The sequence below is a fragment of the Wohlfahrtiimonas sp. G9077 genome, from assembly GCF_002252155.1.
Taxonomy (GTDB): Bacteria; Pseudomonadota; Gammaproteobacteria; order Cardiobacteriales; family Wohlfahrtiimonadaceae; genus Wohlfahrtiimonas.
Genome location: NZ_NEFD01000004.1, coordinates 63,158 through 80,762 on the forward strand (window position 1 = coordinate 63,158; position 17,605 = coordinate 80,762).

Consider the following 17,605-nt stretch of genomic DNA (forward strand, 5'->3'; position numbering starts at 1 on the left):
TTCATCCTTTGGGTTTGAGGCGAATTTTACCTTTGCTCTTGGTGGCATCGGCTTTAAATTCGAAAGTCAACAAGGCATCTGATGCCAAATCAATGGTGAGCGTAATCACATCATTCGGTATGATGGGCTGCTGAAATTTCACCTGTTGAATGCCATTGAATTGCAAATCATCGCGAATGAATTGGGCAAAGTAGTGCATCACCCAATCAATTTGGGCAACGCCCGCCAGTAATGGGAAGGTGTCAAAATGCCCTTGAAACCAAAATAGATCGGGTTCAATGGTGATTTGTAAAGTGACGTGTGTGCTCGAATGTTCTTGGCACACAACGGTATCGGCGAATTTTTTAATCATCAAAGAGCTCCTTTAAATCATAGTGGCTCACTTTACCTTGTGCATTGACGGGCGCTTTGTCAATCAATCGCCAACGTTTTGGTAAGGCAATCGGCTCAATATAAGCTTTGAGATGTGTGGTCAAATCGTGAATGACGCGTTGTGGATCATCGGGTTGCACCATCACCAACACGGCGCCCAAAATGGTACGCTGCTTGTGTGTTAAGGGCAATAGATGTGCTTGGCAATTGGGCAGATGCGCTTCAATTCGGGTTTCGATTTCCGTGAGGGAAATGCGCTTTTCCTCGATTTTGACAATGCGGTCGGTACGCCCAAGAAGCTCAAAACCATTGGAATGCATGGCAATGCGGTCATTGAGGGAAAAATCAGGCTCATCCATTAATGGTGAGTGAAGGCGCAATGTTTGATCTGCATTTTGCATGATCTGAATCCCGTCAAATGGCTGAAAAAGCGCATCGCAAATGGGCATTCGATGGGCGATCACGCAGGTTTCACTGCTGCCATAAATTTCAATGGGTGCACATTTTAATAACGCTTGGCAATCCTGGGCCGCCGATTTTGGTAAAGGGCCGCCGGCGGAGAAAATGTGTGTCATCTCAAGCGGGCTCACTAAGGTAGGATCTAAGCGCTTTAAAAATGCAGGGCTTGTGATGAAGGCGTAACGCCCATTGTGTGGCAATCCTGTCAGCGCTTCTTGATAAGTGATGGCGTGCATATGGACACAACCTTCATTGATCAAAGGCCAAAGGATGTTAAAGGTCAAGCCATATTGATGCAGCGGTGAGACCGTGGCAATCACATGAGTGCCTTTCATTATAGGCCATGTTTGATGCAGCAAAGCGCTCTCTTTGGCAAGCAGAGCCACGCGTTTTTTGATGCATTTGGCGATGCCGCTTGAGCCTGAGGTGAAAAAATGTACCCATTGATCATCGATGGGCGCTGAAAAATCGAGCGAGCAATCTTGCGTTGTGATTTGATTGAGATCCACACAAGGTGCATCTAAAGTCATGGGTAGGTCAGTGACGATAGCGTCGTAATGTTCGCGTTGTTCAGCCAATAATTTTTCACGGGTGTGCCCAAGAATGACGGGTGTTTTGCCAGCATACAATAGGGCAAAAAAGCATGCGGTGACCTCAAAACAATTGAGCGTGGCGATCACAAACCGCTGCTCAGGCATTGCACGCAAGTGTTGACTAAGGGTGGCGATGCGTGCTTTCAGATCACCGAATGAAAGCGTGCGCGCGCCATCGATGTAACGGATGGCTGCGGGATCGTGCTGTAAAAAGAGATTTTGATAATGCATCATGTTTTTGCCATGCATCGCTGACGCATACACCATTCGCCTAGGAATAAAACGCCCATTAAGCCATAGCTGATGAGCCCGTTATAAAGGGTCCAAATGGCAAAATTCATCTGTGTGGTGAGATATGCTAGAGCACCATTGAGAATGAAAAAGCCCATCCATACTTTTGTCACGGTGCGCGTATAAATAATGCCTGCTTGTGGCAAATCTGGCGTTTGTAGCCGTGCAAGCCGCTCAATGATGGGCGGTGGCACATATAAAGAGCGCGTAAAAACTACAAGCATCACGCCATTGACCATCACAGGATAATAGAGCATCACATGCAAGGAGCGAAACACGAGCGCACACAGGCACAATACCAATGCAATCACCAAAATGAGGCGCATCACCGATTTAAGCTCAGAGTGCTGTTGACTTAAAGTGAAATAGCGCACAGCAAAAATGAGCGCCATCACGCTCACCATGATTGGCAGCGGGATGTTGGCCACGCCAAAAAATATGATGAGCGGGTACAGGGCGATCATGACAATGCTCAAGGGTGTGAGCAAAGCTGTCAATGTGTGGCCTCTAGTCTTTGAGGATGTTTTCAATGACATCCACCACATCATTGACAGTGCGCACTTGTTTAAAGACGCTGGGCTCAATGTCACGTTTCAGTACTTTGCGCAGTTGCACCACTAAATCCACCGCATCGATGCTGTCTAAATCAAGTTCTGTATATAAATTAGAATCTAAACGGATATCTTCAGGTGGAATTTCAAACAATTCTGAAATGATGCTGACGATTTGGGCATAGATTTGATCGCGGGTCATGCTAGGGTTCCTTGTGATGAGAAGCAATGTAATCGGCAAGTGTTGCAACAGAAGCAAAGTAAGCTTTGTTATCTTCTGTATTGCTCGATAACACAATGTTGAAATGATTTTTAATGGCTAAACCAAGTTCTAAGGCATCGATGGAATCTAAACCTAAGCCTTCGTTAAAAAGTGGGGCATTTGTGTCGATGTCATCAATGGTCATGCCCTCTAAATTCAGAGAGTCGATGATCAGTTGTTTAATTTGGTCATGAAGGCTCATGTGTTGTCCTTTTGTGATTGTTGTAGGTTGTGTTGCAATTTTTGGGTTAAATCATCTGTCAATTGACGCGATTGATAGCTTAAACGATGTTTTGAATTTAAATACGTACAAATATTTATCTTCTCTTGTACTTTAATGATGAAGGTGGGTTGCATGGGTGGCACTTGATACCATTTGAGCTCTTTTGTGAGCATCGGTTGGTCAAGGTCAATGCTCACTAAACGAATGTCTTTTTGAGTGCGAAGGGCAATGTTTGCCGCCCCGCGTTGTAAACGAAGGGGTTCGCCTGCGGTGGTGCGCGTGCCTTCTGGAAAAATCAGCAATTTATCTTGTGGGCTGAGTTTTTCCTCACACAATGCAATGAAGCCTTCGGTGTCATCATTAGGAATGTAATCGACAGCGCCAATGACGCCCTTCATAAAGATGTTCTCTAACAGTTTTTTCTTCACAATGCAGCTACAGTGATCAATGCGGGAGGCTAAAAAGACATAATCTAAAATGCTTGGATGATTGGCCACCACAATCACATTTTGATCTTCGTTGAGCATCTCAAAGCCTTCAAAGCGGTATTGAAACACGCGAAAGGTTTTTAACCACCATAAAAAGGCACGAAATGTGCGCCCAATAGCTTTTTGTGCAAAGCATTTGCGGCGCTCTTGATCACGTTCGATCAGATGATACAGCGGGAAAATGATCATCGATAGGATCAATCCGCCAATGCCAAAGAGGGCAAAGGCTGCACCTGTCATGGTGATGCGCCAAATGCGATTGAGTTGGTGGTACATTATGCTTGGCTCTGAATGTGGCAGGTGAGTTTTTGCCCACGCAAGGTGATGTTGGTTGGATCGGCTTGCCAATCTCGCCAAAACATCAGCGGCAAAGGTTCAGTGAGCGTTTGTTGTTCACTGTGTGTGCAGTTGATGGCGTATGATGAGCCTTTGCTGAACACCATGGCAACAGCATAAGCAGGCGTTAAGGTTGCACCATAGGTTTCATAAAAACTGGGTACTTCGCCATCAAAAGCAATCAAGGCAATGCGATGATGTCCGCTGTGTTGTAAGGCCATCACTTCATAGAGTGCATGAATGAAGCCATCTTTACCGCCCGCGATCGAGGTCACTTCAATCGGTGATTGTGTCAAAATGGTGGCCAATCCTGCAGCTGTGTTGTGCACACTCATGGAGAAATCAGTAGGAGAAACACCTTCACCTTGTGCAATGTGTTTGATCACATTAAAGCTGCGTTCAAGTTCACCATGTTCACTTAAAAAAATGGCGGCATCCACTTTGGTGCTTTTTAAGGTTCTGATAAAAACCTCACATGCTAATTTAGCCGCAAGACTCATACGTCGCGCTTGCATCATCGGAATGCTTGGCGTTTTAGGGTAGTCAAATGGGGCAGTAGGCGCGCCATCGACAGGCTCATTTGCCGTCAATCCTTCGATGTGAGAAATGTCAGTGTGAAATTGCATGTGCTTAATTTATCAGAGAAATCGAGTGCGGTATTATACAAAATAATTATTTAATTGCTAGAATGCATTTTTTCAATGATTGATCCGAGCGAAGGGGCAAATTGTGCCATCAGATTTTTATAATAAAGACTCATTAAATGCATTAGAAGCCATTACATTAGCACAGCGCATTACCTTTGCGCCCATGATTTTCCAAGCGGCGGTTTGTTTGCGTGATTTTGGCATTTTAGCCCATTTAGATGCAGCAAAAAAAAATGGGTTAACCTTGCGTGAGATCGTCGATCAAGGATCATTGAGTGAATATTCTGTCAGTGTTTTGCTCGACATGGGGTTGAGCTGTTCAATCGTTTATCAGCAAGATGCCCGTTTTTATTTAGCCAAAACTGGACATTTTTTACTGCACGATGAGATGACGCGCATCAACATGGATTTCACGCGAGACATCTGTTATGACGGCTTATCCCATTTAAAAGCATCTTTAATCAGCAATACCCCACAAGGCTTAAAATCGCTCGGTAACTTTGAGCATTTTTATCGCCATTTAAAAGATCTGACACCCACGCAGCAAAAGAGCTGGTTCGAGTATGATCATTTTTACTCAGATGGTGCCTTTGATGCCGCCCTTAATGTGGTGCTCGCTGAATCACCTGCCCACATTTATGACATTGGTGGTAATACAGGGAAATTTTCCATGGCGTGTTGTCAAAAGAGTGCAGATGTACACATGACGATTCTAGATTTACCCGAGCAAGTGGGGCTTGCCACTGAAAACATTGTGGCAGCGGGTTTATCTGATCGCATTGACACACATTCATTGAACATTCTCACCGCGAAGGATTTGCCAAATGCTGCAGATCTCTATTGGATGAGTCAGTTTTTAGATTGCTTCAGTGGCGAGGAGATTGTTCGCATTTTATCCCTCATCAAAGCAACGAAAGCACCCACGGCAAAAGTGTGTATTTTGGAGATTTTTTGGGATCAACAGCGCTTTGAAGCCGCGGCCTTTAGCTTAAATGCATCCTCTTTATACTTTACGGCAATCGCCAATGGCAACAGTCGCTTTTATGATTCTGAAGTATTTAAATCTTATATTGAGGCAGCAGGGCTGAGCATTGTTAAAGAGGTCAATGGCATTGGCCCGTATCACACATTATTGATGTGTGAGTGATCAGCAATACTCTAAAATAGTTTGTGCCACATGCGTACTGTCAATTGTGCGCGTGGCACAGGCAGCGGCTTTAGGATGTGTGCCCACACAAATGCTTTCGCAGGCATGTTCAAAGAGGCTAATGTCATTGGCATCATTCCCAAAGGCAATGAATTCATCAATGCCGAGGGCTTGCACGCCACGATATTTCGTAATGCCAGCGGGGCTGATGTCAATCAACGCTTCATTGTGATAAATGTGCGCTTCAACGGGCAATGTCGCGATGGCTTGTAAAATCTCAGGGTGATCAGTCATCATCACAAGCTTAATGATGCTGGGCAATGAGCGATAGGTTGTGTGATTGCGGGCAAGTTTGAGTTCATCAACTTTGCCAAAAATATGGTGATCATGAGCACCTGTGTAGGCATAATCCCATTCGCTGTCGGCTAAATAATCAATGGGATAATGGTCTAAAAGCTGTGCAAGTGGTGAGAAATCTTCAAAGCAAGTAGCGGTTGTGACATTACCTGTTTTAACCAATGCACCATTGCCGCCCACTAAATTTAGCTCGCGCATCCATGTTGGAATCACAGGATAAATGTCTCGAATCGGCCGAGCAGATGCGATGGTTAATGTATGCGTTTCATTGAGGGCTTTGAGGGCAGCGTCAATCTCACTTGATAATGGCATGCCCTTAAAGCAGAGCGTGCCATCTAAATCAAAAACAAACTGCATTATTTTTCAAGCAATTGATAGTGAAGCGTTGCTGTATCACTTTTGCGATAGAAGATAAAAGGGGTTTGATACGATTTTAAAAATGCGGTGCGCTCAGCTTCTGTGTCAAACCAGCGCTCTGCGGTAAAATCGGCGCCGAGTAAGTGTTCGGCATTCAATGGATTGTTTTCTGGCAGCGTCATGCGAACGCCATATTTTTGACTCATACAAAACTCCTCTTTAATGATGGATTAACCGCCCGTCATGGACATGAAACGTGCGATTTTGCCTTTATCTTCGACAAACTCATGCTTTTCTGGTTTCAGATCAATGGCTTTGCGAATCGCATGCTTAATCGATTCATCGGTGCAATCAGGCGAGCGCACCAAATCACGCAATGCATATTGTTCATTTTGCCCAAGACACATATATAAGGTGCCATCGACAGAGAGACGCACGCGGTTACACGTTTCACAAAAGTGCTGTGAGATCGGTGTGATTAAGCCCAAGGTGAATTTGCCATCTTTAGATTGCCAATAACGAGCAGGGCCACCGCCACGCACTTGCATGGATTCAACGAGATCATATTTATGATAAATCTCTTTGAGAAAATCAGAAAGATTTTTACCCTGTGTATTGCGTCCGGTATCGCCCATGGGCATCACTTCGATCATGCGTAAAATGAAACCATGTTCGATGCAAAATGCGATCATCGGCTCAATCTGATTATCATTGAGATTGAGCATTGGCACCATATTGATTTTGATCTGTTTAAAGCCTGCATTTTTTGCGGCCATGATGCCATTGTAGACTTTATTAAAGCAGTTGAGTCCTGTGATCTCTTTGATCACCGATGTGGTTAAACCATCTAGGCTGATGTTTAAGCGATCAAGGCCTGCCTCTTTTAAAGCCACGGCATGTTTTTCTAATTGGGTGGCGTTGGTGGTCATCGAGAGATCTTCAACGCCATCAATGGCTTTAATGGAAGCCACAAGTTTAGGGAGATCTTTACGCAATAAAGGCTCGCCGCCCGTTAAGCGAAAGCGCTTGACCCCAAGCTCTGTAAAGTTACGAATGATGCGCGTCAGCTCATCAAAGGTCAACCAGTTTTGCGGTACCTCAAAGTCGCGAAATCCCTCAGGAATACAGTAAGTGCAACGTAAATCGCACTTATCGGTGACGGAAACTCGCACATAATCGATTGTACGGCCAAACTGATCAACTAACATAACTTACCTCACACAACTTATAAGTGGAGTGACTTAATGCATTCAGAAAGTAACTCTAACTTCTTGAGCTGAGTATACTCTTTTCTATACACCAAACCAATTTTTCTTTTTGGTACAGGGGCTTTGAAAGGGATACAAGCAATGAGCTCTTGAACGTGGTCATTGATCAATGCATACTTTGGTAAAACTGAGATGCCTTGGCCAGATGCCACAATGTTGCGGATGGTTTCTAGTGAATAATGGTGCGCATTGTTTGAGCTGATCTCAGGGCATTGTTCCACCACTTGATCACGGAAACAGTGACCAATATTAAGCAATAATGGATCATATTCATGAATCACCGCAGCATCAATGGAAGACTCGCCAGAGAGCGGATGGTGTTTTGGTGTGATGACATAGAACTCTTCATCATACAATTCATCCACCGCCAATGAAGGCTCATAAATGGGTAACGCCACAATGGCTGCATCGATTTCACCGCTTTTAAGCATCGGAATGATGTTGTCCGTTGTGTTTTCAAAGATATTGAGCGTCAATTCCGGCGCCGCTTCTTTTAATACAGGGATCACGCGTGGCAGCAAATATGGGGCGATCGTAAAGATAATGCCAAGCTTCAACTCACCTTGGGCAGAGTTAATGGAAACGCGTAACTCTTTGAGTTGTTGCACAATGGCAAAAATCTGTTTAACCTTAGGTAAGGCCTCTAAACCTTCGGGCGTTAAGAACACTTCGCTGGCAGAACGCTCAAAAAGCGTCACACCCAATGAATATTCTAAGTTTTTGATGCCAATCGAGAGGGCAGGTTGTGAGATAAAACATTTCTGAGCCGCGCGACCAAAGTGTTTCTCTTCGGCCACTGCTAGGAAATACCTAAGTTCGTTCAATTTCATCAGTCAGACTCCTATAAAGTAAACCACTCAAAGTTGCATTGTTATAATCATTTCATTATTTTATCAATGATAACACCATTGCGCATAAAAAAGTTAGGTTACAGGCTTATCTTCTCGAGATCAATCTTTCAAAGTTTTGATCATAATGACTCAATTTTTCACTTCCTTGGCACATTTAAATTATTCATTAAAAATGGCTAAAAAGTTAGGGGGTGATGAAAATATACGTTTTTCATGATTTAAAAAATTTATAATGACTCAAAAAATGATAGGGGGGTGCATTTTTTAAGAAAAAGATTGGACTATTACTCAAAAGACGATAAAATTTACGCAGCCTTCAAGCTCTAAACCAAAGAGGATAAAGATGAAACAAATTGATAGATTTAAACAGTGGTCAGCATTGTATGGCTCGAATGCGATCTATGTAGAAGAAATGTATGAATCCTATTTATCTGACCCACATTCTGTATCAGAAGAGTGGGCCGCATTTTTTAAGGACTTCAAAAACGACGAAACCATCAACGTATCTCACGCGGCTGTTAAAGAATCCTTTAAAGAATTGGCAAGAATTAAAAACCAATCGGCTGCCCAATACACCATTGACCCTGTTGCTTCTGAAAAACAAGCGGCTGTGTTGCGTTTAATTGAAGCGTATCGCATGCGTGGTCACCAAGCGGCTGAATTGTGTCCTGTGCACATTCGTGATCGCCAAATCATTCCTGAATTGTCACCAGAATATCACGGCTTAAGCAGCCAAGATTTTGAATCTGAGTTCAACACAGGCACATTGACCAACGTTGCACAGATGAAGTTAAAAGACATCATCAAAATTTTAAACAGAACCTATACGCAATCGATCGGTGCAGAATACATGCACATCACAAAAACCGAAGAGCGCACATGGATTCAAAATCAGCTAGAAAGCGTTAATAATAATATTAAGTTCTCTAAAGAACAAAAAATCGAAACTTTAAAAGAGTTGATCTCCGCAGAAGGTTTAGAGCGTTATTTACACACACGTTATGTGGGCCAAAAACGTTTCTCACTTGAAGGTAGTGACGCCTTAATTCCACTCATGCATGAGTTGATTGATGAATCAAGTGAAGAGGGTGCAGAAGAAGTCATCATTGGTATGGCGCACCGTGGTCGTTTGAACATGCTTGTGAACATCTTAGGTAAAGCACCGAAAGATTTATTTGATGAGTTTGAAGGTAAACGCACCGTTGAACGCGGCGCCGGTGACGTAAAATATCACATGGGTTTCTCTTCAAGCATCCAAACAAAACATGGCGATTTACACTTAGCGTTGATGTTTAACCCATCGCATTTAGAAATCGTTGATCCTGTGACTGAAGGCTCTGTGCGTGCTCGTTTAGAACGCCGTGCAGAAAACTTATCCCCATTACCATTTAGCAAAGTATTGCCTGTGTTGATTCACGGGGATGCGGCATTTGCAGGCCAAGGCGTTGTGATGGAAACGTTACAATTGTCAGAAGTACGTGGTTATCGTTGTGGCGGTACTGTTCACATCATCGTTAATAACCAAATCGGCTTTACCACATCTAACCCATTAGACGTGCGTTCATCTGCCTACAGCTCTGACGTTGCTAAATTGATCCAAGCCCCAATTTTCCACGTCAATGGTGATGATCCAGAAGCGGTGAAATTCATTGCAGAATTGGCCATCAATTATCGTCAAAAATTCAATAAAGACGTCGTGATTGACTTAGTATCATATCGTCGTTTAGGTCACAACGAAGCGGATGAACCAAGCGCAACTCAACCAATGATGTACAAGAAAATCAAAGCGCACCAAACACCAGCTGCCGTATATGCTGAGCGCTTGATTGCTGAAGGCACCATCACACAAGCTGAATACAAAGCGATGACCAAAGCATATCGTGATCGTTTAGAAGAAGGTAAATCAGTGGGTTATCCAACGATTCCTGCCATCAACGATACATACACGAAAAAATGGGCAAAATTCTTAAAAGATTCCCCTAAATTTGGTACACCTGAACAAGTGGTGCCAAAAACAGCCGTACCAGCGTCTGAAATCAAAGCATTGGCTGAAGAGATGAGCGTATTGCCACAAGGCTTTACATTGCATCCACGTGTTCAAAAAATCTATGAAGACCGCATCAAAATGGCAGCGGGCGCTGCACCGATTGATTGGGGATTTGCAGAAAACATGGCATACGCGACTTTATTAAAAGAAGGTCATGGCGTACGCATTTCAGGTCAAGACTCAGGTCGTGGTACATTCTTCCATCGTCATGCGGTGTTCCACAACCAAGTGGATGGTTCAAGTTACGTGCCATTACAACACGTGAGCAATGGTGCGCGCTTTACCGTGATTGACTCCATTTTATCTGAAGCAGCTGTGATGGGCTTTGAATATGGTTATGCCGCCACTGAACCAGACTCACTTGTGATCTGGGAAGGTCAATTTGGTGACTTTGCCAACGGCGCGCAAGTGGTGATCGATCAGTTCGTGTCTGCCGGTGAAACCAAATGGATGCGTTTATGCGGCTTAACATTGTTATTGCCACATGGTTATGAAGGTCAAGGTCCTGAGCACTCCTCAGCGCGTCCTGAACGCTTCTTGCAAATGTGTGCGGAAAACAATATGTCTGTTGTTGTGCCAACAACGCCTGCGCAAACATTCCACTTATTCCGTCGTCAAGTGTTGCAAGAGTATCGCAAACCATTGATCTGCTTCTCTCCAAAGAGCTTGTTGCGTCATAAATTGGCGGTGAACACCTTAGAAGATTTAACTGATGGTGCATTCCAACCAATGATTCCTGAGAGTAAAGAGCTTGAGAATAAAAAAGTGGATACACTCGTGATTTCTGTGGGTAAAATCTACTATGATTTATTCGAAATGCGCGAAGAGAAAGCATTGAACAACTTTGCATTGGTGCGTTTAGAAGAGATCTATCCATTCCCAGCAGCACAATTGGCAGAGATTGTGGCCACTTATCCAAACTTGAAAGAAATCGTGTTTGTTCAAGATGAGCCAAGAAACCAAGGTTATGCCTTCTTTGTTCGTGACTATTTGGATGTTCATGCATCGAAGAAAGTTTCCATTCGTTACGTAACAAGAGAAGCGAGTGCATCACCTGCTGTGGGTTATAACAGCGTGCATGTAGAACAGCAGCAACAATTGTTACAACAAACTTTTAATATGAGTTTATAAAATACCACCAAAGATTTTTAAGGAGAATCTCATGAGTATCGAAATTAAAGTTCCTGTGTTACCTGAGTCGGTTGCTGATGCGCTCTTAGCCGTTTGGCATGTTAAAGAAGGCGACTTTGTAGAAGAAGGCGACAACTTAGTTGATTTAGAAACAGATAAAGTGATGCTTGAAGTGCCAGCCACTGTGAGCGGTACCATTCAATCCATCAAAATCGCTGAAGGCACAAACGTGACGGCAGGCGAAGTCTTAGCCGTATTGGTAGAAGGCGCAGCTGCACCGAAAGCTGAAGCTGCACCTGCAGAAGCCCCTAAAGCTGAGGCTGAATCTGCTCACAAATTATCACCTGCTGTGAAAGTATTGGTGGAAGAGAATAAATTAGACATCTCTGTGATTCCTGCAACGGGTAAAGATGGTCGCCATACGAAAGAAGACATTTTGAACTTCTTAGAAAAAGGCGCAGCCGCACCAAAAGCAGCCGCACCTGCAGCGCCAAAAGCGGCTGCACCTGCAGCACCTTTAAACGTTGTGAGCGGTAACCGCACAGAGCAACGCGTACCGATGACACGTTTACGTGCAACCATCGCAGAGCGTTTATTAGAAGCGAAAAACAGCACAGCCATGCTCACAACATTCAATGAAGTGAACATGAAAAATGTGATCGAATTGCGTAAAAAATACAAAGACGAATTCGAAAAACGTCATGGCATTAAATTAGGCTTCATGTCTTTCTTTGTGAAAGCAGCTGTTGAAGCATTGAAAAAATATCCTGCAGTGAATGCATCGATCGATGGCAATGACATGATCTATCATGGTTACTTTGACATTGGTGTTGCGGTTTCTTCACCACGCGGTTTAGTGGTGCCTGTGATCCGTGATGCAGACCAAAAATCTTTGGCAGAAATTGAAAAAACCATCATGGATTTTGCAATTCGCGCGAAAGAAGGCAAATTAGGTTTAGAAGACATGACAGGCGGTACATTCACTGTGACAAACGGCGGTGTATTCGGTTCGATGTTATCAACGCCAATCATCAACCCACCACAAAGCGGTATTTTGGGCATGCACAAAACGTACGATCGCCCAATTGCGGAAAATGGCCAAGTTGTGATCGCGCCAATGATGTACTTAGCGCACTCTTATGATCACCGCATCATCGATGGTAAAGAAGCTGTGGGCTTCTTAGTGGCCATTAAAGATGCGATCGAAGATCCAACTCGTTTATTGTTAGACATCTAATCAATCATTGACGCAATAGAATCGGATTAGGGCAGTGCTTTAATCCGCTTCTTCTTGATAAGGAAAATCATCATGACAAAAAAATATGACGTCATCGTCATTGGCGGCGGTCCTGCAGGTTATGTCGCAGCGATTCGTGCAGCACAATTGGGTTTGAAAACAGCATGTGTGGAAAAATGGTTGTCACCAGAAGGTGATCCTGTCTTAGGCGGTACATGCTTGAACGTGGGTTGTATTCCTTCTAAAGCATTGTTGGAATCTTCGCATCATTTTGCATATGCCAAAGATGGCTTTAGCGCACACGGCATCAAAATGGGCGGCGTTGGCATTGACGTTGAACAAATGATCGCACGTAAAGATGGCATTGTGAAACAATTGACAGGCGGCATCGCACAATTATTCAAAGCGAACAAAATTGACTGGTTGCAAGGCGAAGGTACATTATTCCCTGAGCGCACCGTTAAAGTGAAAGATCACATGGGTGAAGTGTCTGAATATCAAGCGGATAACATCATTTTAGCGGCCGGTTCAACACCGATTGATATTGGTGCAGCACCGATTGATGGTAAACGTGTGATCGATTCAGCAGGTGCTTTAGCCTTGACTGAAGTGCCAAAACGTTTAGGCGTGATTGGCGGCGGCGTGATCGGTTTAGAGATGGCGAGCGTTTGGTCTCGTTTAGGCTCTGAAGTTGTGATTTTTGAAGCGATGGACAGTTTCTTAGCCGGTGCAGATGCTGGCATTGCGCGTGATGCCCTTCGTTCATTCACAAAACAAGGCTTAGATGTGCGTTTAGGTGCGCGCGTATTGTCCACAGTTACATCTAAAAAAGATGTGAAAGTGACATACTCAAACACTGAAGGCGAACATGCTGAAACCTTTGATTACTTATTGGTAGCCGTTGGCCGTACGCCATACACCACAAACTTGGTGGATCCAAGTGTTGATTTGGTGATGGATGGTCCGCGCGTACATGTGGATGGCAACTGTGCCACAAACATTCCTGGTGTTTGGGCAATCGGTGACTTGGTGCGCGGCCCAATGCTTGCGCATAAAGGTTCTGAAGAAGGTGTGGCAGTGGCTGAGCGCATTGCTGGTAAATATTCATTTGTGGACTATGATTTAGTGCCATTTGTGATCTACACAGCGCCAGAAATTGCTTGGGTGGGTAAAACTGAACAAGCTTGTAAACAAGAAGGTTTAGACATTAAAGTGGGCAGCTTCCCATTTGCAGCATCAGGCCGCGCCCGCGCGATGGATGCCGCTGAAGGTCAAGTGAAAATCATTGCCGATGCTAAATCAGACAAAATCTTGGGCGTACACATCTTTGGGCCAAATGCTTCTGAATTGATTCATGAAGCGGTGGTGGGCATGAGCTTTGATGCATCTGCAGAAGACATTGCACGCATCATGCATGCACACCCAACATTGGCAGAATCTGTGAAAGAAGCAGCGTTAGCGGTGCATAAAGAAGCGATTCACGCTGTCAATAAAAAATAATCATTGTTTCTCGCAATGAAAAAAGCTTGTGGTGACACAAGCTTTTTTTATGGGTGATTTATATGATGTGTCGGTAACGAATGTATGCCCAATATACGACAGGAATGGCCAGTAAAAATGAGCTCAGCGGCATGCTGATCCATACGCCATCGAGCCCAAAGTATTTGGGCACAATGAGTAAAAATGGCACTTGAATGAGTAGATTACCGATGGAGATCACCAAGGCTTTTGAGCCTTCGCCAATGGCTTGGAAAAAGACAGTGACCATCACAAATACACCTTCTAAAAAGAGCAGGGCTAAATGAATGTTGATGGCATGAATGGTGACCTTAGAGAGCTCTTTGTCACTCGTAAAGAGCAGCGTGAAAAAGCCTGGGAAGATTTGCAGTAAGAGGGTCAATCCAATGCCATATGTCATGCCCACAATCACCATCATGCGGATGATGGCGCGCGTGGATAAAAAATTTTCACGGCCATACAAACGGCTGATGATGGGCTGTACGCCATTGGCGATCCCTTCCATGCCAAGATAATAAATGGTGACGATGTAACCGGTAATGGTGTAAGCAGAAACCGCGATGGTGCCGCCATATTTCACCAGCATCATGTGATGGAGCATCATGATAAAGCCCACATAAATGTACATGAAAAAGGTGGAAGCACCGTTGATGACGATCTCTTTAAGTAATTTCGGGCGCGGTTTAAAGTGGCGCCATTGAAGATTTTCACCGCTTTGATACAAAATGTAATAGAGCCCTAAAAACATGGCGCAGGATTCGCCAATGATGCTTGCTAGCGCTGCCCCAAAGATCGACCATTCCCACACCACAATCATAAAATATGAACAAATGATGTTAATGGTGACGCCAATGGCCATATATAACGTGGCACGGTAAGGATTGCCCATATTGCGCACCAAAAATGGCAAGGCAAGGCTACCAATCACTAAGGGCGAGCTCACTGCAAAGACGCGGATGAAATCCACCGCCATGAGGGCAGCGGTTTGGAAGGTTTTGCTCACTTGATATTGCGGATCACCAAGCATATAGACCAAGCTTGGCGCAGCAACGTATAAAATAATGCCAAAAATGAGGCCGGGAATGAGGATTAATGGGATGGATTGACCAATGATGGCTCTGGCGGTTTCATCATCTTCAGCGCCTTTAGCAATCGAATAAAGGCTGCCGGTACCGACGCCCACTAAGAGCCCGAAACCCAGTAAAACAGTGATGTAGGACCAGCCAATATTGACGCCAGCTAAGCCCTCAGGACCGATGAAATGGCCAATGAAAAAGCCATCGATTAATTGATAAGTGCCGCTGATGAGCATGGCACCTAACGTTGGAATCACGTAGCTTATGAATAATAAGCGCAGTGTTTTTTGACTCACAAAGACCTCGGAGTTAGGGAGATGGTCAGATTATAGTCCACTTTTCAGGGCAGCGGCACAGGGGCTTGAATTATTTTTTATGAAGCTAAAAAGCGCAGTTGTCTCGATGCATGCAATTGAGATTTGATATCATCTGGCAAATGTGATAGAGTTTTTTGCGTTGAACATTTATCTTTGGGGCAAGGTGAGAAGGCAACTTCAATTCCTGACCGGCGGTGACAGTCCGCGAGCGCAAGCTGACTTGGTGCAATTCCAAGACCGACAGTAAAGTCTGGATGGTAAAAGATGAATGGGATAGAGACGGCGTGCCATCCGGCGGGTCGTGGCTGTCTGTTATGCCCCGAAAATAAATGAATAAAGAGGGCATATGAACAAGCTAACGGAATCAGATTTAAGGTTTTTAGAGCGCGCCATTGCATTGGCAACCGTGCCGGTTGGTGCTGTGTCACCGAACCCTTATGTGGGCGCAGTCATCGTCAAAGCAGGCAAAATCATTGGTGAAGGTTTTCATGCCAAAGCAGGCACTGCACATGCAGAAGTTGTGGCGATTGCAAATGCAACAGAATCCACACAAGGTGCTACCATTTATGTGTCATTAGAGCCATGTTGCCATCATGGTAAAACAGGGCCATGCACCGAAGCCATTTTAAAGGCAGGCATTACGCGTGTTGTGTATGCCACAGAAGATCCGAATCCAAATGTTGCCGGGCGTGGCAAAGCATTTTTACAAGCCCATGGCATTGAAGTCATCTGTGCAGATGATTCCACCGCCCGCGCCATCAATCGCATCTTTTTTCATAATCAATTGACGCAATCGACTTTTGTGACATTAAAAGCAGGCTTAAGTTTAGATGGCAAAATTGCCTCTAAAACCGGTGATTCACAATGGATTACGTGCCAAGCTGCGCGCAAAAAAGCCCATGAGCTCAGAGCCCTGCACGATGCCATTTTGATTGGCAAACGCACGTTACTCAATGATGATCCTGCTTTAACCGTGCGTTTAGAGGGTGATTATCGTAACCCTGTGCGCATTGTGTTATTGAGAAATTTTGATGGTATCGCACATGCTAATTACCAAATCTTTGAGACAACTGCAGCAAAAACGCTAATCATTCACCCAAATACAGCTCTGATGGATGATGCTCTTAAAGCTGATTTAACAGCAAAAGGCGTGATGATTCATGCATTGCCTGCGATTGATCCGGCAACATTACTGACTCACCTTTATGGTCAGGGCATCATGAGTGTGCTCTTAGAAGGTGGCAGCAGCATTTATAACGCCTTTTTATCCGCCGGCAAAGTGGATGAATTGGCGCTTTTTTATGGCCCACGTTTGATTGGTGATGATGCGCCCAGTTTATGGGATCACAGCGGCATTGAAAGACTCAGTGATGCCCCGATTCTAAACATCGCACACACAGAATGCTTAGGGCAATCGATTTATGTACAAGCAACCTTTAAGGAGGTTGAATAATGTTTACAGGCATTATTGAGGAAGTGGGAACACTTCAAAGCAAACAGCAGCGCGGCGACGTGATCACCATTAAGGTGGGTTGCCGCGCCATTTTAGCGGATGTGAAAATTGGCGACAGCATCGCGAGCAACGGCGTGTGTTTGACGGTGACAAAGTTCGATGCACAAAGCTTTGAAGCGGATTTAACGCCCGAAAGTCTAAAGCGCAGCACTTTTGCCACATTGCCAATGGGCAGCCCGATTAATTTAGAGCGTGCTTTATTGGCAAACAGCCGTTTAGATGGTCATTTGGTCTCTGGCCATGTGGACACCATCACGCAATTGACACGTTTACAAAAGTTGCAAAACAGTTATGTATTGAGTTTTCGATTGGACAAAGCGCACCAAAAAATGGTGGTGGAAAAGGGTTCAATTGCCATCAATGGCATCAGTTTGACGGTCACAGATGTAACGATGAATGGTTTTAGCGTGAGTGTCATTCCGCACACGTTTGAGATTACCAATTTACACAGCCTAAAAGAGGGCAGCCGCGTCAATATCGAATTTGATCAGCTTGGCAAATACATTTTAAAAGAGCAGGCTTCGACCTTAACTTACGACAAATTAGCACAATGGGGATATTAAG

The 17,605-nt window shown here is 44.4% G+C and carries 18 protein-coding genes and 1 riboswitch; of the genes, 6 read left to right on the plus strand and 12 right to left on the minus strand.

Features of this window, described 5'->3' with window-relative positions; all coding sequences use genetic code 11:
* Position 1: 1 nt before the first annotated feature.
* Genes B9T20_RS06510 through B9T20_RS06540 form a run of 7 tightly spaced genes read right to left on the minus strand, consistent with a single transcriptional unit; the run spans position 2 to position 4,201 of the window.
* Positions 2-352, minus strand: a complete 351-nt coding sequence (locus tag B9T20_RS06510; RefSeq protein ID WP_094490320.1) for a hypothetical protein — start codon at positions 350-352, stop codon at positions 2-4.
* A complete protein-coding gene (locus B9T20_RS06515) occupies positions 345-1,658 on the minus strand; it encodes an AMP-binding protein (RefSeq protein WP_158520531.1) in 1,314 nt (437 codons plus the stop codon). The genes B9T20_RS06510 and B9T20_RS06515 overlap by 8 nt, the downstream gene beginning before the upstream one ends.
* Positions 1,655-2,179, minus strand: a complete 525-nt coding sequence (locus B9T20_RS06520; protein WP_148138450.1) for a hypothetical protein — start codon at positions 2,177-2,179, stop codon at positions 1,655-1,657. Before B9T20_RS06520 ends, B9T20_RS06515 begins: the two co-directional genes overlap by 4 nt.
* Before the next feature lie 43 nt (positions 2,180-2,222).
* The gene (locus B9T20_RS06525; RefSeq protein ID WP_008315845.1) at positions 2,223-2,468 is read right to left on the minus strand and encodes an acyl carrier protein; all 246 of its coding nucleotides are present in this window, start codon (positions 2,466-2,468) and stop codon (positions 2,223-2,225) included.
* 1 nt (position 2,469) lies between these two features.
* Positions 2,470-2,730: a phosphopantetheine-binding protein gene (locus B9T20_RS06530; protein WP_094490323.1), complete on the minus strand. Its 261-nt coding sequence runs from the start codon at positions 2,728-2,730 to the stop codon at positions 2,470-2,472.
* A complete protein-coding gene (locus B9T20_RS06535) occupies positions 2,727-3,515 on the minus strand; it encodes a 1-acyl-sn-glycerol-3-phosphate acyltransferase (RefSeq protein ID WP_094490324.1) in 789 nt (262 codons plus the stop codon). Before B9T20_RS06535 ends, B9T20_RS06530 begins: the two co-directional genes overlap by 4 nt.
* On the minus strand, positions 3,515-4,201 hold the full coding sequence (locus B9T20_RS06540; RefSeq protein ID WP_094490325.1) for a beta-ketoacyl synthase chain length factor: 687 nt from the start codon (positions 4,199-4,201) through the stop codon (positions 3,515-3,517). The genes B9T20_RS06535 and B9T20_RS06540 overlap by 1 nt, the downstream gene beginning before the upstream one ends.
* 103 nt (positions 4,202-4,304) lie before the next feature.
* On the opposite strand from B9T20_RS06540, the gene B9T20_RS06545 reads away from it, so the two are divergent.
* Entirely contained in the window at positions 4,305-5,369 is a 1,065-nt protein-coding gene (locus B9T20_RS06545; RefSeq protein WP_094490326.1) for a methyltransferase, read from the plus strand.
* On the opposite strand, the gene B9T20_RS06550 is transcribed toward B9T20_RS06545, so the two are convergent.
* From B9T20_RS06550 to B9T20_RS06565, 4 genes are read right to left on the minus strand one after another with little or no spacing between them, the layout of a single operon-like run.
* Complete coding sequence (locus B9T20_RS06550; protein ID WP_094490327.1) at positions 5,370-6,083, minus strand: HAD-IIB family hydrolase; 714 nt, start codon at positions 6,081-6,083, stop codon at positions 5,370-5,372. It lies immediately after the preceding gene.
* Positions 6,083-6,289, minus strand: coding sequence for a hypothetical protein (locus tag B9T20_RS06555; protein ID WP_094490328.1), 207 nt, complete (start codon positions 6,287-6,289; stop codon positions 6,083-6,085). The genes B9T20_RS06550 and B9T20_RS06555 overlap by 1 nt, the downstream gene beginning before the upstream one ends.
* Positions 6,290-6,313: 24 nt before the next feature.
* On the minus strand, positions 6,314-7,291 hold the full coding sequence (moaA, locus tag B9T20_RS06560; RefSeq protein ID WP_094490329.1) for a GTP 3',8-cyclase MoaA: 978 nt from the start codon (positions 7,289-7,291) through the stop codon (positions 6,314-6,316).
* A gap of 17 nt (positions 7,292-7,308) precedes the next feature.
* The gene (locus B9T20_RS06565) at positions 7,309-8,181 is read right to left on the minus strand and encodes a hydrogen peroxide-inducible genes activator (protein WP_008315834.1); all 873 of its coding nucleotides are present in this window, start codon (positions 8,179-8,181) and stop codon (positions 7,309-7,311) included.
* A gap of 364 nt (positions 8,182-8,545) precedes the next feature.
* Here B9T20_RS06565 and B9T20_RS06570 point away from each other — a divergent pair, with 364 nt between their 5' ends.
* The 3 genes from B9T20_RS06570 to lpdA all read left to right on the plus strand — a co-directional run bounded on the left by B9T20_RS06570 (position 8,546) and on the right by lpdA (position 14,117).
* Complete coding sequence (locus B9T20_RS06570; RefSeq protein WP_094490330.1) at positions 8,546-11,380, plus strand: 2-oxoglutarate dehydrogenase E1 component; 2,835 nt, start codon at positions 8,546-8,548, stop codon at positions 11,378-11,380.
* A gap of 31 nt (positions 11,381-11,411) precedes the next feature.
* Complete coding sequence (odhB, locus tag B9T20_RS06575) at positions 11,412-12,617, plus strand: 2-oxoglutarate dehydrogenase complex dihydrolipoyllysine-residue succinyltransferase (protein WP_094490331.1); 1,206 nt, start codon at positions 11,412-11,414, stop codon at positions 12,615-12,617.
* 72 nt (positions 12,618-12,689) lie between these two features.
* Entirely contained in the window at positions 12,690-14,117 is a 1,428-nt protein-coding gene (lpdA, locus tag B9T20_RS06580; protein WP_094490332.1) for a dihydrolipoyl dehydrogenase, read from the plus strand.
* Positions 14,118-14,175: 58 nt separating this feature from the next.
* Here lpdA and B9T20_RS06585 read toward each other — a convergent pair whose 3' ends face one another.
* The gene (locus B9T20_RS06585) at positions 14,176-15,507 is read right to left on the minus strand and encodes an MATE family efflux transporter (RefSeq protein WP_094490333.1); all 1,332 of its coding nucleotides are present in this window, start codon (positions 15,505-15,507) and stop codon (positions 14,176-14,178) included.
* A 166-nt stretch (positions 15,508-15,673) separates the two neighbouring features.
* A riboswitch (FMN riboswitch) is annotated at positions 15,674-15,798 on the plus strand.
* A 76-nt stretch (positions 15,799-15,874) separates the two neighbouring features.
* Between B9T20_RS06585 and ribD the strand changes: the two genes are divergently transcribed.
* Both ribD and B9T20_RS06595 read left to right on the plus strand, forming a co-directional pair.
* The gene (ribD, locus tag B9T20_RS06590; protein WP_094490334.1) at positions 15,875-16,981 is read left to right on the plus strand and encodes a bifunctional diaminohydroxyphosphoribosylaminopyrimidine deaminase/5-amino-6-(5-phosphoribosylamino)uracil reductase RibD; all 1,107 of its coding nucleotides are present in this window, start codon (positions 15,875-15,877) and stop codon (positions 16,979-16,981) included.
* Complete coding sequence (locus tag B9T20_RS06595; protein WP_094490335.1) at positions 16,981-17,604, plus strand: riboflavin synthase; 624 nt, start codon at positions 16,981-16,983, stop codon at positions 17,602-17,604. The genes ribD and B9T20_RS06595 overlap by 1 nt, the downstream gene beginning before the upstream one ends.
* Position 17,605: the final 1 nt, after the last annotated feature.